This is a genomic window from Flavobacterium zubiriense (assembly GCF_041729725.1).
Lineage (GTDB): Bacteria > Bacteroidota > Bacteroidia > Flavobacteriales > Flavobacteriaceae > Flavobacterium > Flavobacterium zubiriense.
The window spans coordinates 325,689-342,437 of record NZ_JBCFQL010000001.1 but is presented as its reverse complement, the minus strand read 5'-3'; the positions used below and the strand labels follow the sequence as shown (position 1 = coordinate 342,437).

Sequence of the window (16,749 nt, the reverse complement as noted above, 5' to 3'; positions counted from 1 at the left end):
TTCAGTCCAATTATTGGGTTCAATTTTTAGAAATAGCTTCCTGTTTTTTCTTTGCTTTTACAGCTGCTGCCACAAAATTCACAAAAAGTGGATGTGGATTAACTACCGTACTTTTATATTCTGGATGGTATTGTACACCAATAAAAAATGGATGATCTTCTATTTCTACAATTTCGACCAAACCTGTATCTGGATTGACACCTGAAGCTTTCAAACCTGCTTTTTGAAGTGCATCTAGGTATTCGTTATTGTATTCATAACGGTGGCGGTGACGCTCCGAAATAGTAGTTTGACCATAAATTCTATGTGCCAAAGTATCTGGTTTAATTTCGCATTTCCAGGCTCCAAGACGCATCGTTCCTCCTTTGTCCGTAACATTTTTTTGACTTTCCATCAAATTAACAACTGGATTTGGAGTTTCAGGATTCATTTCAGTCGAATTGGCTTCTGCTAATCCTAATACGTTTCTTGAATATTCGATAACTGACATTTGCATTCCTAAACAAATACCAAAGAATGGCATTTTGTTTTCACGAGCATAACGCACCGCTGCAATTTTCCCTTCAATTCCTCTTTCTCCAAAACCTGGAGCAACAAGAACGGCATCTAAATCTTTGAATTTTTCCGCTACATTCTCTTCATCAATATATTCAGAGTGAATTGAAATCACATTTACCTTAGTCTCATTAGCCGCTCCTGAATGAATAAAAGCTTCTAAAATTGACTTATAACAGTCTTGCATTTCAACATATTTTCCAATCAAACCAATATTTACGGTATGTTTTGGAGATTTTATTCTTTTCAAGAAAGTGTTCCAGTGTTTTAAATCCGGAGCCGCTTTTTTAGGTAAGTCTAATTTCTTTAAAGCCACAACATCTAATCCTTCTTCAAGCATTAAATTAGGCACTTCATAGATAGTAGAAGCATCAATTGATTGAATAACTGCTTCTCTTTTTACATTACAAAATAAGGCTAGTTTACTACGAATATCATTCGAAATTTCGTGCTCTGTTCTACAAACTAAAATATCTGCTTTAATTCCGCTTTCCATTAAGGTTTTAACAGAGTGCTGAGTTGGTTTTGTTTTTAATTCGCCCGCAGCAGCTAAGTAAGGAACTAACGTCAAATGAATTACAATTGCATTATTTTCACCCAAATCCCAAACTAATTGACGAACCGATTCGATATATGGTAATGATTCAATATCCCCAACAGTTCCTCCAATTTCAGTAATAATAATATCATAATCACCTGATTTACCAAGCAATTGCATTCTATCTTTAATTTCATTGGTAATATGAGGTACAACCTGAACTGTTTTTCCAAGAAACTCTCCTCTTCTTTCTTTTTCAATAACAGAAAGGTAAATTCTACCTGTAGTAACATTATTAGCCTGAGAAGTAGGAACATCTAAGAAACGTTCGTAGTGACCTAAATCTAAATCGGTTTCCGCTCCATCATCAGTTACATAACATTCGCCATGTTCATAAGGGTTTAATGTCCCTGGATCAACATTTAAATAAGGGTCAAACTTTTGAATTGTTGTTCTATATCCTCTGGCTTGTAACAATTTTGCTAATGATGCTGCAATGATTCCTTTTCCTAATGAAGAAGTCACACCACCAGTAACAAAAATATATTTCGTTTGATTCATTCTGTTATGATTTGTATTGTAATTGTATAAAAAACGATGCAAAAATACGATTATAAATTGGGATTATGCTAATTTGGAAATGAGATAATTTCTAAAATTGACTTTTGTCAATCCCAAAATAAAAACCTCATTAATTTCTGAAATCAATGAGGTTTTGGGTATCTTTTTTTAATATTTCGTATCAGTTCTTCTAATCCATTCAACTTTAATTCGTAAATCAGTTTTAACTGTTCACCTAATTTTCCTTTTGGAAATCCTTTGTTGTGGTACCAAACCACGTAATACTCCGGTAAATCAATAAGAAACCGGCCTTCATATTTCCCAAAAGGCATTTTGGTATGTGCTAATTTTATCAGTTGTTTTTGATTATCATCCATGTAAAGTAAAAAGTTTAGTTAGCTACTTTTACCGTCAAATCGCTATCGTAATATAAAATATACACTCCTTTGTTAGCATTTCCTATACCCTCTTTTTTATGATACTCAAATTTATTTTTAAATTGTTGAGTCGAAATAGTATTCGCCGTTTCTTCAAAAGATTTATTTTGCATTAAGCGCATCATAGCATCAAATGTAACATCAAATCCTCTTATGGCATAATCACTAGGAGAAATCGAATTTATTTTTCTAAATTTATTTTCGAAAACAACTCCTTCAACCGAGCTATCTTCTTTAATTACAGAGGGATACATTAATTTTAATTTTACCAAATTAGAAAAATTAATCTCATCGCTATCTAAAGTTTCATTAGGTTCTAATACCACTAATTGAACCAGATAATTTGACATAGCACTAACCATAGAAGTGATAGTAGTTTTTATCATCCAAGTATTTGCGGTTTCTAAAACTACATAATTCATTCGACCTGCAACCAACATACTTTTAAGATTTTCAGCTGAAACAGTTCCATTATCATTCAAAGGAACTAATTTTACATCAGGTTGATTTTGTTTTAAATACTGAATTACCGAAACTTTCTTTTTATCTACAACAGCAAGCATATTGCCATTTTTAGAGCGCATAAAATCAAACATCTTGCTTTTCAAAATATCATTGCTAGGAACTGCTTGATACAAATTAGCAATTGGAACACCTTCATCTTTAGACAATGGCGAAATCACCGGAACATTAGCAACACTCAATAATCGAGCGGCTGCTTCGGCATTGTTTTGATAAAAAGGACCAATAACCACATCTGCATTTTGCAATTTATTATCATTAATAATAGCAGCAATATTCGAATTGTATTTTGTTTCCTCCGAATCAAAAACACTCACATCAATTGGTAATCCTAATGTTCTAGCCGAATCTATTGCCAATAAAGCACCAGCATAAAAGTCCAAAGTCATGTTTAAAAACTTATCCTTTTTTAATCGCTCGATAACCGAATGTACAGTATCACCTTCCACTTTAGAAACATTGAAAGGCAAAAGCAATGCTATTTTTTTACGATCGCCAGAATTATTTTTAGCAGTCAAATCAGCATAAACCTTATTCTCAGAGACTTTTAGAAACACTGTATTAGCAGGCACTTTTAAAAGCATCCCTATTTCAACACCATTTTTAAGTTCAGGATTTAAGACCATCAATTCTTCCTGACTCAAATTAAACATTTTTGACAAACTATATAAGGTCTCTTTAGGTTTTACTTCATAAGTGGAATACTTATTTACAGGAGTAATAATCCCTTCTTGTTTTACAGTTGCTTTTTGAGGTAAAATAGGATTTCCTTTAATCAACAAATGCGAACCAACAGTTAAACCCGGCACAATATCTGGATTTTTCTTTTCCAATTCCGCAATAGTAATCCCGTATTTCTTAGCTATTGAATACTTTGTTTCTTTGGCAACTACATCATGATAAACCGCTTTTTCAGAAGACTTCATTTTGTTTTTAGACGGAATTATTAATTCCTGACCAATTTGTAAACCGTCTGTTTCTAAAAACGGATTTGCTTTTTTCAAATCAGCATCCGAAACATTGTATTTTTTTTCAATTCCGTACAAAGTTTCTTTAGGCAAAACCTTGTGCTTAATTTCAGCCTGATTTTGATTAGCAATCACTTTAGCTCCTGCCTTTGAAGGAATCAAAAGCACCGTTCTTGGTTTTAATTTATCCTGAACATCAGGATTTAGTTTATGAATATCATACGGAGTAACCTGATATTTTTTAGCGATTTCAGTTATTGTCTCTCCTCGCTCTACTTTATGAGTTATTGTTTCTTGCGAAAAAACCACATTGGTAAATAGTATAACAGGAATCCAAATTGCAAAAAAATACTTCATTCGATTATTTTATTTATATAAATTATTACACTAAAGATAAAAACGGTACCAAATTTTATTCCAAAATCTGATACCGTTTTTATAATAACTAAGAAACGCCTACTAAGAAGTTTCTATTATTCCCACTCAATTGTTGCAGGTGGTTTTGAACTAATATCATAAACAACACGATTCACCCCTTTTACCTTGTTGATAATATCATTAGATACTTTCATCAAGAAATCATACGGTAAGTGAACCCAGTCAGCAGTCATACCGTCAGTAGATTCTACAGCTCTAAGCGCCACTACTTTTTCATAAGTACGCTCATCCCCCATAACCCCAACACTATTTACAGGAAGCAAAATCGCTCCTGCCTGCCAAACTTTATCATACAATCCCCAAGATTTCAATCCGTCGATAAAAACTTTATCTACATCTTGCAAGATTTGTACTTTTTCTAAAGTAATATCTCCTAAAATTCTGATTGACAATCCTGGTCCTGGGAAAGGATGTCTTCCTAATAATTCCGGATCAATTCCTAAAGTTGCTCCCACTCTACGTACTTCATCTTTAAAAAGCATACGCAAAGGTTCTACAATTTTCAATTTCATATAATCTGGTAAACCTCCCACGTTGTGGTGTGATTTAATGGTTGCCGATGGCCCTTTTACAGAAACCGATTCGATAACATCAGGATATATCGTTCCTTGGGCTAACCAGGTAACATCTTCAATTTGATGTGATTCATCATCAAAAACTTCGATAAAAGCATTTCCGATGGCTTTTCTTTTCAATTCTGGATCACTAACTCCTGCTAAGGCATCATAAAAACGCTGAGAAGCATCTACTCCTTTTACGTTCAAGCCCATTCCTTCGTATTGATCTAAAACGCTTTGGAATTCATTTTTACGAAGCAAACCGTTGTTTACAAAAATACAATACAGGTTTTTCCCGATGGCTTTGTGTAATAAAACTGCCGCTACAGTTGAATCTACTCCTCCAGAAAGACCTAAAACAACTTTGTCGTTTCCAATTTTTTCTTTCATCTCAGCCACGATTTCTTCAACAAAAGCACCTGGCGTGAAATTTTGAGGAACATGAGCAATTTTTACTAAAAAGTTCTCCAACATTTGTTTCCCTTCAGTTGAATGATATACTTCTGGGTGGTATTGAATGGCGTAAGTTGTTTCACCTTCAATTTTGTAAGCTGCAAATTCCACATCATGTGTACTTGCTAATTTTACACCATTGGTTGGTAACGCCTTAATACTATCACTATGACTCATCCACACTTGACTGTTTGGAGAAACTCCTTCAAAGAAAACTTCATTTTCCTTAATATAAGACAAATTAGCTCTACCGTATTCTCTTGTGTTAGATGCTGCAACTTCGCCTCCACTAAAGTGAGATAAATATTGCGCTCCGTAACACACGGCAAGCATTGGCAATTTTCCTCTAATTTGAGACAAATCAGGATGTGGTGCATCTTCTCCGCGAACAGAAAAAGGACTTCCCCCTAAAATTACGGCTTTATAACTGGATAAGTCCGATGGGAAATTGTTATATGGAAAAATTTCGCAGAATATATTTAATTCGCGAACTCTACGCGCAATCAGCTGAGTGTATTGCGAACCGAAATCTAAAATAAGTACGTTGTGTTGCATGGGCGCAAAATTACTTTTAAAATTTGGAATGGAAAAACGGAATTTTGAAATTTTTTGTTTTTTTTATTTTCCATTTTCACTCCTATTATTTTTCAAAAAACAACATACGCAACACATTATTTTTTATTCTTTTACAATAACAAATTTCCCCTTGACTCCCTTATCCCAGTTATCCCAGAATTCCGAACGAACTAAAACTCCTTTATCATCATAAATTTTAAACTCGCAAGTATTCCCTCCAGAAGTTCCTTTACTGTAAGCTTCCAGTTCAAAAGTATTTATACCTTCCTTTAAATCAAAAATAAACTGACCATAACTAGAATACAATTCCATTATCCCCCCTATCATTTGATTGTTGAGTGTTGCTTTTATCAAATCGCCATCTATGTATACAAAATCACGGTATTTGACCACAAAATACTTAGATTTGGTTCTGATTTCTCCAAAGTTTTTATCAATTTTTACCAAAAGACGATCATCTTCTCTCAAACCTTCTCTTACCAAGGTCTTATCTAAATCTTTGGTCATTTTATCTCTAATTCGATCTCCTGGATTAACAAAATCATTAGTTTCTTCCATAGAAAAAGATTTTGTTTCCCCTATTTGATATTTAGAACTGGAAGGCAAAACAACATCTGGTTTTTTAAAGACATTTGGTGCTTTAATAACTGGAGCATCATTAGGTAAAGGTGTCGTTTTCTTAGGAGCAACAGTAGTATTCAATGGTGCTATTGCTTTGAACTTGGTAGAATTAAACTCGTTTTGAGCATAGCTACTAGTTGCAAAACACATCATTACAAACAACAAAAATGGCTTCATATTAATCTTATTTTGTTTCATTAACAATACTAAGTATCAACAAATATACCAAGCTTTCAATTTATAAAACAAAACCCGAACCTAACATTAAAGAAACTTTAACCAAAAGACAAAAAAACGTCTTAAAACTATTCTTTCTCTAATATAATAGTTGCCTTAAATCCTTGAGCAATATTCCATTGGTTAGACGAAATCACCTCTCCTTTATCGTCATAAATTTTAAAATCGGCAGTATTTGGTGCAGCAAAACCTTCGTTGATTGCTTCAAAATCAATACGATTTAATCCTTTTTGCAAAGTGATATCAAAACCTTGATCTTCTCCACTTAAAAGTACTTCTGGTTCAATAATTACATAATTCAAATACACTCTTACTTTATCGCCATCAACATAAGCGGCGTCACGATACCTTACTTTTGCTGTTCCTGAACCCGTTTTCACAACCCCTAAATCCTGATCTCTTTTAGCTAATTTTTCAGCATCGTAATCTTCTTTTTCAGGAACTTTATACTCATTCTTATCTAATCCCTGAACTTCATACGATTTTATTTTATTAAAATCTTCGTTAGAAAACTTCACCTCTTTGATCTTAGCTTCCTTAACCTCCTTCTTTTTCACTGGAGCTGCTTTAACTTTTAAATCACCACCAAACTCTTGTTGAGAATAGGCTGATGATAGCACTCCGAACATTAAACCCAAAATAAATATTTGACCTTTAAAACTTAAATATTGATTCATCTTTATATTTTTTTAATTATAAAACGGTATCCAAAAAAACAACTTTTCTGAACTTATTCCTAATAGATAACAATAAACTTTTGATTTTATTGTAAAAAAAACGATAATTGAAAACTAAAAATTACAATTTGAGTTTATCCAAATCGGTGTTTTTTATTTTAGTATTTTTTATAAATTGCAAAACATATTCAAAACTTTAAACAGAGGGTCATTCCTCTATAAAACAATTAATTACATCAAAATGAAAAGAGAAAACATCTTAACAGGATCACCATGGGAAGACAAAATGGGATATTGCCGTGCAGTACGTATTGGAAATATTATTGAAGTTTCAGGAACTGTTGCAATTATTGACGGTGATAAAGTGAAAGCAGATGATGCTCATGCTCAAACCCTAAACATTTTAGAAAGAGTGGAAAAAGTACTAGAAGATTTGAATGCCGGAATGAAAGATGTTATTCGTACCCGTATTTTTACTACTGATGTAAGCACTTTTGAAGCAGTAGCAACAGCTCACGCACAATTTTTCAAAGATATTAAACCTACAACTGGTTTTTACGGAATCAACCAATTAGTAGCTCCTGAATACTTAGTTGAAATTGAATTGACTGCAGTTTTAGCTGAATAATTAAAATTCTAAAAATACTTTTCGAGCGCGACAAGAGCAATAGACCAATTAAAACTGCTTTTGTTGCGCTCAAATATTACAAAACAAATGTAAAAATGAATTTTAAAAAAACAATACTGCTTTCTTGTAAATGGATTTTGATTTGTGCTTTAATAGGATTCTTTTCTGGCTCAGCTTCTGCTTTTTTATTAGTAGCTTTAGAATGGGCAGCAGAACTTAGAACCCAAAACATTTGGCTGTTATGGTTTTTACCCTTCGGAGGTTTATTGATAGGATTGTTGTATCATTATTATGGTAATGACGTAGTTAAAGGGAATAATCTTTTATTAGACGAATACAAAACACCTAAAAAAACAATTCCGTTCAAAATGGCTCCTTTTGTTCTTTTAGGAACAATTATTACCCATCTTTTTGGAGGTTCAGCAGGTCGAGAAGGAACAGCAGTGCAAATGGGTGGTGCAATTTCCGACCAATTCACAAAAATATTCAAACTCGATGCGACTGACAGAAAAACGCTAATTATTTTAGGAATCAGTGCTGGATTTGCCTCTGTTTTTGGAACACCACTTGCCGGAGCTATTTTTGCTATAGAAGTATTGTATTGTTGTAAAATCAGTTTAAAGAGTAGTATTTTTTCTTTTGTTGTTGCTTTTTTTGCCTATTACACTGTTGAAATTTGGGGGGTTCACCATACGGTTTACAGCATTCCTGTTATCCCTGAATTAAATCTCGAAAACTTATTTTGGATCATTCCATCTAGTATTTTATTTGGTTTAGCAGCAATGCTCTTTTCCAGAAGTACTCATTTTTGGGGTTCTTTATTCAAGAAAACCATTTCCTATCCACCGCTGCGTCCTTTTGTAGGTGGAATTATTTTTGCTTTAGTTATTTATTACTTTAGCGCCACTCAATTTATGGGATTAGGAATTCCTTCGATAGTAGAAGCTTTTACTAAACCAAACGAATATTATGATTTTCTACTCAAAATAGTATTTACAGGTTTTACCTTGGGAGCAGGTTTTAAAGGTGGCGAAGTAACCCCTTTATTCTTTGTTGGTGCCACATTAGGAAGTGCTTTATCCGTTTTTATTCCTTTACCTATTGCTCTTTTGGCTGGAATGGGTTTTGTAGCTGTGTTTTCGGGGGCAACTCATACTCCAATTGCTTGTACCGTTATGGGAATGGAACTTTTTGGTGTCGAAAGCGCCATTTTTATTGGTATTTCTTGCTTTATTGCCTATCTCGCTTCGGGTACCATAGGCATCTATCATTCACAAAACGTAAAAGGAGTGAAATTTCAGTTGTATCAAAAATTAAGAGCAACAAGACTGAAGTATTTTTAAGTTAAACTCTACTTGTATTTATGTGAAAGACAAACCATTTAGTCATTTAATAGAATTAAGGTTTACAGTATTCTTAACTTTCTTAACTCGCTTAATGGTTAAAAAAAAGAATGTTAACAATATTTCCACTAGAACATTAAGTTGTAAAAAAGAAGTTAATTTTTAAATGATTTCATAGTTTACACTAAAAAAATGTAAATTCGCAAACTATGAAAATACAAGACATACAAGCGATACAATCCTTATTGGCTACGCCAAAAAAAATAGCCATCATTCCGCACAGAAATCCTGATGGTGATGCTATGGGTTCAACTTTAGGACTATACCATTTTTTAAGAAAAAATAATCACGAGGCAACAGTAATTTCGCCAAACGAATTTCCTGATTTTTTGGCTTGGCTTCCTGGTACAGAAACGGTTCAAATATTCGAAAAAGATAAAGAAAACTGCACTAAAATATTAGCAGAAGCCGACATTGTTTTCACCCTCGATTTCAATGCTTTTCATCGTGTAGGCGAAATGGAAAAAGTGCTTGAAGTTCTTGAAACCACTTACATTATGATTGATCATCATCAAAAACCTGATGATTATGCAGCTTATATGTATTCTGAAACTTCCATTGGTTCAACTTGCGAAATGATTTATAATTTTATTTCATTTTTAGACCAAAAAGACCAAATTGACAAAACCATTGGAACTTGTATTTACACTGGAATTTTAACCGATTCAGGTTCTTTTCGATTCCCAAATACAACAGGAAACACACACCGAATTGTTGCCGAATTAATTGATCTTGGCGTAGCAAACACTGAAATTCCGAATTTGCTTTTTGACAACAGTTCATACAACAGGTTGCAATTATTAGGCAAAGCATTGCAGAATTTAAAAGTTTTGCCTGAGCATAAAACCTCTTACATCACTCTTACACAAGAAGAACTAAATACATTTAACTATGTAAAAGGAGACACTGAAGGCATTGTAAATTATGGTTTAAGCATCAAAGGAATTCAGTTTACCGCTATTTTTATCGAAAATAAAGACGAAAAAATTATAAAAATTTCTTTCCGTTCTCAAGGAGGTTTTGATGTAAATGAATTTGCAAGAGCACATTTTAACGGCGGTGGACATCGCAATGCTGCTGGTGGAAAGTCGGAAGTTGCAATGGAAGAAACTATAAACAAATTTGAAAATCTAGTCAAAAATTTAACGTTATAAAAACATGAAAGCAATTCAATTTATTGTTACTAGCTACTTTTTATGCTTCGTTTTTACTGGATGTATACAACATCAAGAGGCTCGTCGTCCTATATCTAGTGCATCAGGTGTTTTTATGAAAAAATCAGTAGAAAGAAACAAAAAATTAAATGCTTCCGATGAGGATTTAATCAAAGCTTTGATGAAAAAAAATCCTAACATTAGTTATTTTGCTTCATCTAAAGGCTATTGGTATTCCTATGAAACAAAAAACAATGTCGATACCATAACTCCTAAAAAAGGAGATGTAGCTTTTTTTAACTACGAATTAAAAGACCTAGAAGGCGCAACTATTTATTCAGAAGTAGAACTAAGACCCCAAGTGTATCGGGTAGACAAGCAAGAAATCATGACAGGAATGCGAGATGGCATTAAATTGATGCGAAAAAACGAAAGAGTAAACTTCTTTTTCCCTTCTCACATGGCTTATGGTTATCATGGCGACAACAAAAAAATCGGTGTTAACCAACCTTTAATTTGTACCATTACACTAACTGATTTTAAACCCGAAGCGGTTTATAAGAAAGAATTAGAACAAAATAGCCAACTCAATAAAACGCCCACACAAGACAGTATAAACAGTATAAAAAAACCTAAAAAAATCGTTTCAAAACCTAAAACAACAACTCAGGATACCCTAGAAAAATAAGTTTAACTATAATCAATTATGAAAAAAAACATTCTATTTGTATTGCTTCTCATCACTACATTGTATTCTTGCAAAGAAGAAAATAGCAATTTAGCAGATGGTTTATACGCCAAAATTGAAACCAATAAAGGATCTATTTTTTTAGAACTAGACTACAATAAAGCACCTATTACAGTGGCTAACTTTGTTACACTAGCCGAAGGAAAAAATGATTTTGTTACCAATGAACATCTAAAAGGACGCCCGTTTTATGACGGTTTAAAATTCCACCGGGTTATCAAAGAATTCATGATACAAACGGGAGATCCATTAGGAACTGGCTCAGGAGATGCTGGTTACAAATTTAAAGACGAGTTTAGCGATTTAATTTTCGACAAAGAAGGTCTTTTGGCCATGGCCAATAACGGCCCAGCCACCAACAGCAGTCAATTTTTCATTACTCACGTGCCTACGCCATGGTTAGACAACAAACACACTATTTTTGGTCGTGTAGTTGATAATGGAATGGAAATAGTAAACAAAATTGAACAAAATGACCGTATCGAATCAATAAAAATTATCCGTAAAGGAGAAGCTGCTAAAAAATTTGATGCCGAAAAAACATTCTATGATTATTTCTCTATCGAGTCTAAAAAACAAAAAGAGCAAATGAATGTGGAAGCACAAAGCGAAAAAGAATACGATGCGAAATACGGAAAAATAATTGAAGAAAAAGTAGCCTATTTTGAAGCTTTAAAAACTAAAGCAACCAAAACAGCATCTGGATTAAAATATGTTATCACTCAAAAAGGAAGTGGTAAAAAACCAACCAAAGGAACGGATGTAAATATTTATTATGCAGGTTTTCTTGAAAGTGGACAACTTTTTGATACCAATATCGAAAACGTTGCTCAAGCTTTTGGGAAATTTGATCCCAACAGAGCTGCACAAGGAGGTTACGAAACTATCCCTTTTCAAGCGGGAAAAAAAGATGGTATGATTCCAGGATTCATTGAAGGTCTTGAAAAAATGTCTTATGGAGACAAAGCTGTTTTATTTATTCCTTCGCATTTAGCTTACGGAGCTGGCGGAGCTGGAAATGTAATCCCACCTTATGCTAATATTATGTTCGAAATTGAATTAGTTCAAGCAAAATAATCTTAAAAAAAATAGAATAAACCTAATACAATGAAATTCAACCTATTATTTTTAGCCTTTATTGCTTTAATTAGCGTTCAGGCACAAGAAACTTCAAAAAAAATAGTTAAAAGCCCCGTAAAAAAAATTGCAACTATAAAAGAAGATGGAATATTTGCTACCATTAACACGAACAAAGGGGCAATTGTTCTGGAATTAGATTTCCAAAAAACACCGATTACTGTTGCCAATTTTATTAGTCTTGCACAAGGAAAAAATGATTTTGTGACCGACAAAAAACTAAAAGGAAAACCATTTTTTGATGGTTTAAAATTCCACCGTGTGATTAGTGATTTTATGATTCAGGGGGGAGACCCGCAAGGAACAGGTGCTGGAGGGCCAGGTTATTCTTTTAAAGACGAGTTCATTCCTGAGTTGAAATTTGATAAAGGAGGAATTTTGGCTATGGCCAATTCGGGTCCAAAAACCAATGGAAGTCAGTTTTTTATCACACACAAAGACACTCCTTGGTTGAACGGAAAGCACACTATTTTTGGTCATGTGGTGGAAGGAATGAATGTAGTTGATAGCATTTCTCAAGACGATGTAATTAAAAACATTATCATTACTCAAAAGGGTTCGTTGGCTAAAAAATTCAAAGCTGAACAAGTATTTGCGAACTATTTCAACAACAAAGCCCAAGAAGAAAAAAAAGAAGCGGAAGCTAAAGCAGAAGCCGAAAGAGTTCAAAAAGAAAAAATGGCTGCGTTAGTTACTGAAAAAGTGGCTTATTTGAACACACAAAAAGCTACTGCAACCACTACTCCTTCTGGATTAGTATATAAAATAATTCAAAAAGGAACAGGTATAAAACCCGCTGCAGGAACAACCGTTTATTTTCATTATACTGGTTTTCTGGAGGATGGAAATTTGTTTGACAGCAGTCGTGAAGAAGTGGCCAAGGAATACAGCAAACACAATGAAATGCGAGCAATGCAAGGCGGTTACAATCCTTTTCCATTCGAAATTGGCAAAAAAGACGGCATGATTCCGGGATTTATTGAGGCTATTGATTTACTTTCTTTTGGAGATAAAATAATTGCTTTTATTCCTTCTAAATTAGCTTATGGCGAAAGTGGTGCTGGCGGAGTGATTCCTCCAAATGCTACTTTGATTTTCGAAATAGAAATTTTCGAGAAACAAACAGAAACCAAATAATATCAAAATCCGATTTGCAACAAACAAATCGGTTTTTTTTATGTAAGAACTCACTAAAACCTATTACCGTACTTTCAATTATTTTCCTTACATTAGAGAAATTCAAAAAATAAAAAAACATGAATCTATCAAAAATTATTGGAATCGTATTAATCGTAGTTAGTTTAGGAATAGGATATTTAGGGCTTAACAAAGTACAGGAAAACAGTTCGGAAGTTAATCTGCTTGGGATAAAAATTGAAGCTTCTGATGAATCTGGAAAACAAGAAGGTTATATGTATATAGGATTTGCAGTACTTCTTTTTGCAGGAGGTATTTACACGGTAAATAAATCAAAATAAATAATAAAGAAAAACCCTTTCGTTAAGTATCATAGCGAAAGGGTTTTTGAATTTTATAATTTAGAGTTCTTATTTTTTACCAAATTTCCACTCAAATTCATCTTTATCATTGATGATGGCTCCTACTTCAAGTTTAACGACTTCGTCAAATTCTGTTTGAAATAACAACCAATTCTCTTCGTTAAAATAATTTTCAAAAGTATCAAATTCTTCCTGTGTGAATTTTGTAATGCTTTTTTGAGCCAAATCTTTTTTAACGTCTTTGATGCTTCTGCCAATCATTTTATTGCCAAATAATTCCAAATCAGCACTAGAAGCTACGATATACCCCATTTTAAAATCTTCTTCTTTGTAAAAAGTCAAACGCATTTTGAATTTATTGTAAATAAAAATGACATTCTCATCTTCATCTTTATAATTTCTATCAGGTTTTCCATAAACGGCTTCAACATCTTTTTGTTTCATCCCGAAAATGAGCTTATCAATTCCGTTTTTAAGATTTATTTTCATAGTAAATAATTTTGCCCAAAGTTCGTAAACTTTTTCACATCTCGAGCCTTTTTAGAATTTATAATCTTAAGATTTTACTAAAGTTAAGCTCGATAAGGTACTTTTTCAGTAAATTAGTTCACAATGGTAATGCTAGTACCAAGAGCAATTTTGCTCAAAAAAATTCGAGATCATATTCTATTTTATCATTTTTTTCGAAAAAAATCATCATTATCATGAACTTACCTTTCCAAGATAAAAAATTTCTTTTTTTACTCCTATCGGTCAGTACTGTAGTTGTCTTAGAAATTCTATCATTATTAGGGATTAACCTTCCCATGCCTTATGCTCCGTTTATTTTCTTTATATTTATTATCGGAATTGGTCATAAGGTTATCCTCAACGGACTTCAATCTCTTATTAAACTCAATTTTAGCAGCATCAATTTATTAATGACCATTGCGGTTATTGCCGCCTTATATTTAGGTCAATACCCCGAAGCCGCTGTGGTTATTGTACTTTATGTTTTAGGCGAAAGACTGGAAGACATTGGGCTAGAAAATTCAAAATCAGCATTAGATAAATTAATTCAAAGCGTACCCAAAACAGCATTTGTAAAATCAGAGCAACAAAATGTTCCCATCGACAACATCAAAATTGGAACTATTATCCAAATCAAAGCTGGCGATATTATTCCGCTAGACGGAAAAATTTCTTTTGGCGAAAGTAGGATAGACGAATCGGCCATTACGGGTGAACCTATTGGGAAAGAAAAACAAATAGGAAATTCTGTTTTTGCAGGCACCATCAATACCAACGGTTTTCTCGAAATAACCACCACTAAACTTTCTACCGATACTACTTTTGCAAGAATCATCCAACTTACTTATGAAGCTGGAGCTGCCAAAAGTGAAACTCAAAAGTTTATTCAGCGTTTTTCAAAACTATACACTCCTATTATTATTGTTTTAGCGATTTTAATTTTTACTGTTCCCGTAGTTGTAATGGATCAGGATTTTAATCATTGGCTAACACAAGCCATTACACTTTTAGTAATTGCTTGTCCCTGTGCTTTGGTAATTTCAACTCCTGTAGCCATTTATGCTGCTATAGGTAACGCTTCCGCAAAAGGCGCTTTGATAAAAGGTGGAAAATACATTGAAGCCTTAGCTCAAATTCAAGCGATTGCTGTTGACAAAACCAGAACCATTACTTATGGAACTCCAGTGGTTTCAGATGTTTTTCCGCTAATAGGAACCAGCCGGAAAGAATTACTTTCCTGTACTGCTGGTGCCGAAATATATTCGGAACATCCCTTAGCGCAAGCCATTGTATTAGCAAGTGAAGCCGAAGGTTTTGAACCTCATCCGGTGAAAGATTTTAAAAGTATTATGGGCAAAGGAGCTACTGCAAAATGTAGTATTTCAAACTTAGATACTTTAATGGTGGGCAAATTAGAATTCATTAGAGAATACCACGAAGTATCTCCTGAAGTTGAAAAAATTGTGGCACAATTATCTACCGAAGGAAAAACAAGTGTCGTTGTCAGTTTTGGTAAAGGTGTAGCGGGGATTATTGGTCTAACAGATAAAATTAAACCTGATAGTTTTACAGCGATACAACAATTGCAAGAACAAAATATTGATGTAATTATGCTAACGGGTGATAGCGAAAAAACGGCTCATTTTGTAGCAAGACAAGTGGGGATTACAAAAGTTTTTGGTGGTTTACTACCTGAACAAAAATCAGAAGAAATGAAAGCACTTTTACAGCAGTATGACAAAGTGGCTATGGTAGGAGACGGAATCAATGATGCTCCGGCATTGGCTATAAGCACCGTAGGAATCGCAATGGGAGCTGCGGGAAGTGATACCGCTATAGAAACCGCTAATATTGCACTGATGAACGACCAACTTTCATTAATTCCTTTTCTTATCCGATTAAGTAAAAAAACAATGAAACAAATCAAGATTAACACCTTTGGAGCTATTGCTAGTAAATTAGTATTTATTTTGTTAGCTATTTTTGGATACAGCAATCTTGCCTTAGCCATTGCTGCCGATGTAGGGGTTACATTAATCGTGATTTTGTTTAGTTTGAATTTAATGCGATTCGAAAAAACGAAAGCTTAATTTTCTCTTATCATAAAAAAAGCGTTAAGTTTTGATTCTTAACGCTTTTGTGTTTTTATTCTTCCTCCTCGTACATTTCATCATAACGAGCTGGAATTTGAGGATCAAAAAGTGGACATTTGAATTCGTCCATAATATCTACTAATTTATCCATGGTTTTACCCGAGGTCCCGTAACAATCTATTGCGACCGTTTGAGGTGTCGTTTTTACTTGAAAAGCGCCTACGCCATCGTTGTTTTTCCAGCTATTTTCATCTACTCGTTCCCATTTAGAAAACACCGAAGCAATTCGGTTGATAATAACGGCAACAGGAAGTGGTTCTAAACCTTCAATGGTTTCTTGTTCATCAATCGCTTCATAAACCTCTTGATGATTCAAATAAACACCTTCTAAATAATTCCAAAAAACTAATTCGTACATCTATAAAAATTGAAAAGAT

The 16,749-nt window shown here is 33.6% G+C and carries 16 protein-coding genes; 8 read left to right on the top strand and 8 right to left on the bottom strand.

Translation table 11 applies throughout. From position 1 onward, the window contains the following. Positions 1 to 19: 19 nt before the first annotated feature. The 6 genes from AAGV28_RS01585 to AAGV28_RS01560 all read right to left on the bottom strand — a co-directional run bounded on the left by AAGV28_RS01585 (position 20) and on the right by AAGV28_RS01560 (position 7,140). The gene (locus AAGV28_RS01585) at positions 20 to 1,654 is read right to left on the bottom strand and encodes a CTP synthase (RefSeq protein ID WP_373405075.1); all 1,635 of its coding nucleotides are present in this window, start codon (positions 1,652 to 1,654) and stop codon (positions 20 to 22) included. A gap of 143 nt (positions 1,655 to 1,797) precedes the next feature. Beyond that, a complete protein-coding gene (locus AAGV28_RS01580) occupies positions 1,798 to 2,031 on the bottom strand; it encodes a DUF3820 family protein (RefSeq protein ID WP_373405074.1) in 234 nt (77 codons plus the stop codon). Between the two features lie 14 nt (positions 2,032 to 2,045). Next, complete coding sequence (locus AAGV28_RS01575; RefSeq protein WP_373405073.1) at positions 2,046 to 3,938, bottom strand: PBP1 and LysM peptidoglycan-binding domain-containing protein; 1,893 nt, start codon at positions 3,936 to 3,938, stop codon at positions 2,046 to 2,048. 116 nt (positions 3,939 to 4,054) lie between these two features. Then, positions 4,055 to 5,584, bottom strand: coding sequence for a glutamine-hydrolyzing GMP synthase (gene guaA / locus AAGV28_RS01570; protein WP_373405072.1), 1,530 nt, complete (start codon positions 5,582 to 5,584; stop codon positions 4,055 to 4,057). 123 nt (positions 5,585 to 5,707) lie between these two features. Next, on the bottom strand, positions 5,708 to 6,403 hold the full coding sequence (locus tag AAGV28_RS01565; RefSeq protein ID WP_373405071.1) for a hypothetical protein: 696 nt from the start codon (positions 6,401 to 6,403) through the stop codon (positions 5,708 to 5,710). Between the two features lie 128 nt (positions 6,404 to 6,531). Next, positions 6,532 to 7,140: a hypothetical protein gene (locus AAGV28_RS01560; protein ID WP_373405070.1), complete on the bottom strand. Its 609-nt coding sequence runs from the start codon at positions 7,138 to 7,140 to the stop codon at positions 6,532 to 6,534. A 241-nt stretch (positions 7,141 to 7,381) separates the two neighbouring features. On the opposite strand from AAGV28_RS01560, the gene AAGV28_RS01555 reads away from it, so the two are divergent. The 7 genes from AAGV28_RS01555 to AAGV28_RS01525 all read left to right on the top strand — a co-directional run bounded on the left by AAGV28_RS01555 (position 7,382) and on the right by AAGV28_RS01525 (position 13,688). Further along, complete coding sequence (locus AAGV28_RS01555) at positions 7,382 to 7,768, top strand: RidA family protein (RefSeq protein ID WP_373405069.1); 387 nt, start codon at positions 7,382 to 7,384, stop codon at positions 7,766 to 7,768. A 95-nt stretch (positions 7,769 to 7,863) separates the two neighbouring features. Then, the gene (locus tag AAGV28_RS01550) at positions 7,864 to 9,111 is read left to right on the top strand and encodes a voltage-gated chloride channel family protein (protein WP_373405068.1); all 1,248 of its coding nucleotides are present in this window, start codon (positions 7,864 to 7,866) and stop codon (positions 9,109 to 9,111) included. A 209-nt stretch (positions 9,112 to 9,320) separates the two neighbouring features. Beyond that, positions 9,321 to 10,325 (top strand): DHH family phosphoesterase, encoded by a 1,005-nt coding sequence (locus AAGV28_RS01545; protein WP_373405067.1) that lies wholly within the window; start codon positions 9,321 to 9,323, stop codon positions 10,323 to 10,325. Positions 10,326 to 10,329: 4 nt separating this feature from the next. After that, complete coding sequence (gldI, locus tag AAGV28_RS01540) at positions 10,330 to 11,013, top strand: gliding motility-associated peptidyl-prolyl isomerase GldI (RefSeq protein WP_373405066.1); 684 nt, start codon at positions 10,330 to 10,332, stop codon at positions 11,011 to 11,013. An 18-nt stretch (positions 11,014 to 11,031) separates the two neighbouring features. After that, entirely contained in the window at positions 11,032 to 12,150 is a 1,119-nt protein-coding gene (locus AAGV28_RS01535) for a peptidylprolyl isomerase (RefSeq protein WP_373405065.1), read from the top strand. Positions 12,151 to 12,180: 30 nt separating this feature from the next. Continuing rightward, positions 12,181 to 13,347, top strand: coding sequence for a peptidylprolyl isomerase (locus tag AAGV28_RS01530; protein WP_373405064.1), 1,167 nt, complete (start codon positions 12,181 to 12,183; stop codon positions 13,345 to 13,347). A gap of 119 nt (positions 13,348 to 13,466) precedes the next feature. Further along, positions 13,467 to 13,688: a hypothetical protein gene (locus tag AAGV28_RS01525; RefSeq protein WP_373405063.1), complete on the top strand. Its 222-nt coding sequence runs from the start codon at positions 13,467 to 13,469 to the stop codon at positions 13,686 to 13,688. A 69-nt stretch (positions 13,689 to 13,757) separates the two neighbouring features. Here AAGV28_RS01525 and AAGV28_RS01520 read toward each other — a convergent pair whose 3' ends face one another. Next, positions 13,758 to 14,198: a hypothetical protein gene (locus AAGV28_RS01520; RefSeq protein ID WP_373405062.1), complete on the bottom strand. Its 441-nt coding sequence runs from the start codon at positions 14,196 to 14,198 to the stop codon at positions 13,758 to 13,760. A gap of 215 nt (positions 14,199 to 14,413) precedes the next feature. Here AAGV28_RS01520 and AAGV28_RS01515 point away from each other — a divergent pair, with 215 nt between their 5' ends. Continuing rightward, entirely contained in the window at positions 14,414 to 16,309 is a 1,896-nt protein-coding gene (locus AAGV28_RS01515) for a heavy metal translocating P-type ATPase (RefSeq protein WP_373405061.1), read from the top strand. A 55-nt stretch (positions 16,310 to 16,364) separates the two neighbouring features. Here the strand turns inward: AAGV28_RS01515 and AAGV28_RS01510 are convergent, their stop codons facing one another. Next, on the bottom strand, positions 16,365 to 16,730 hold the full coding sequence (locus AAGV28_RS01510) for a hypothetical protein (RefSeq protein ID WP_373405060.1): 366 nt from the start codon (positions 16,728 to 16,730) through the stop codon (positions 16,365 to 16,367). Between the last annotated feature and the right edge of the window lie 19 nt (positions 16,731 to 16,749).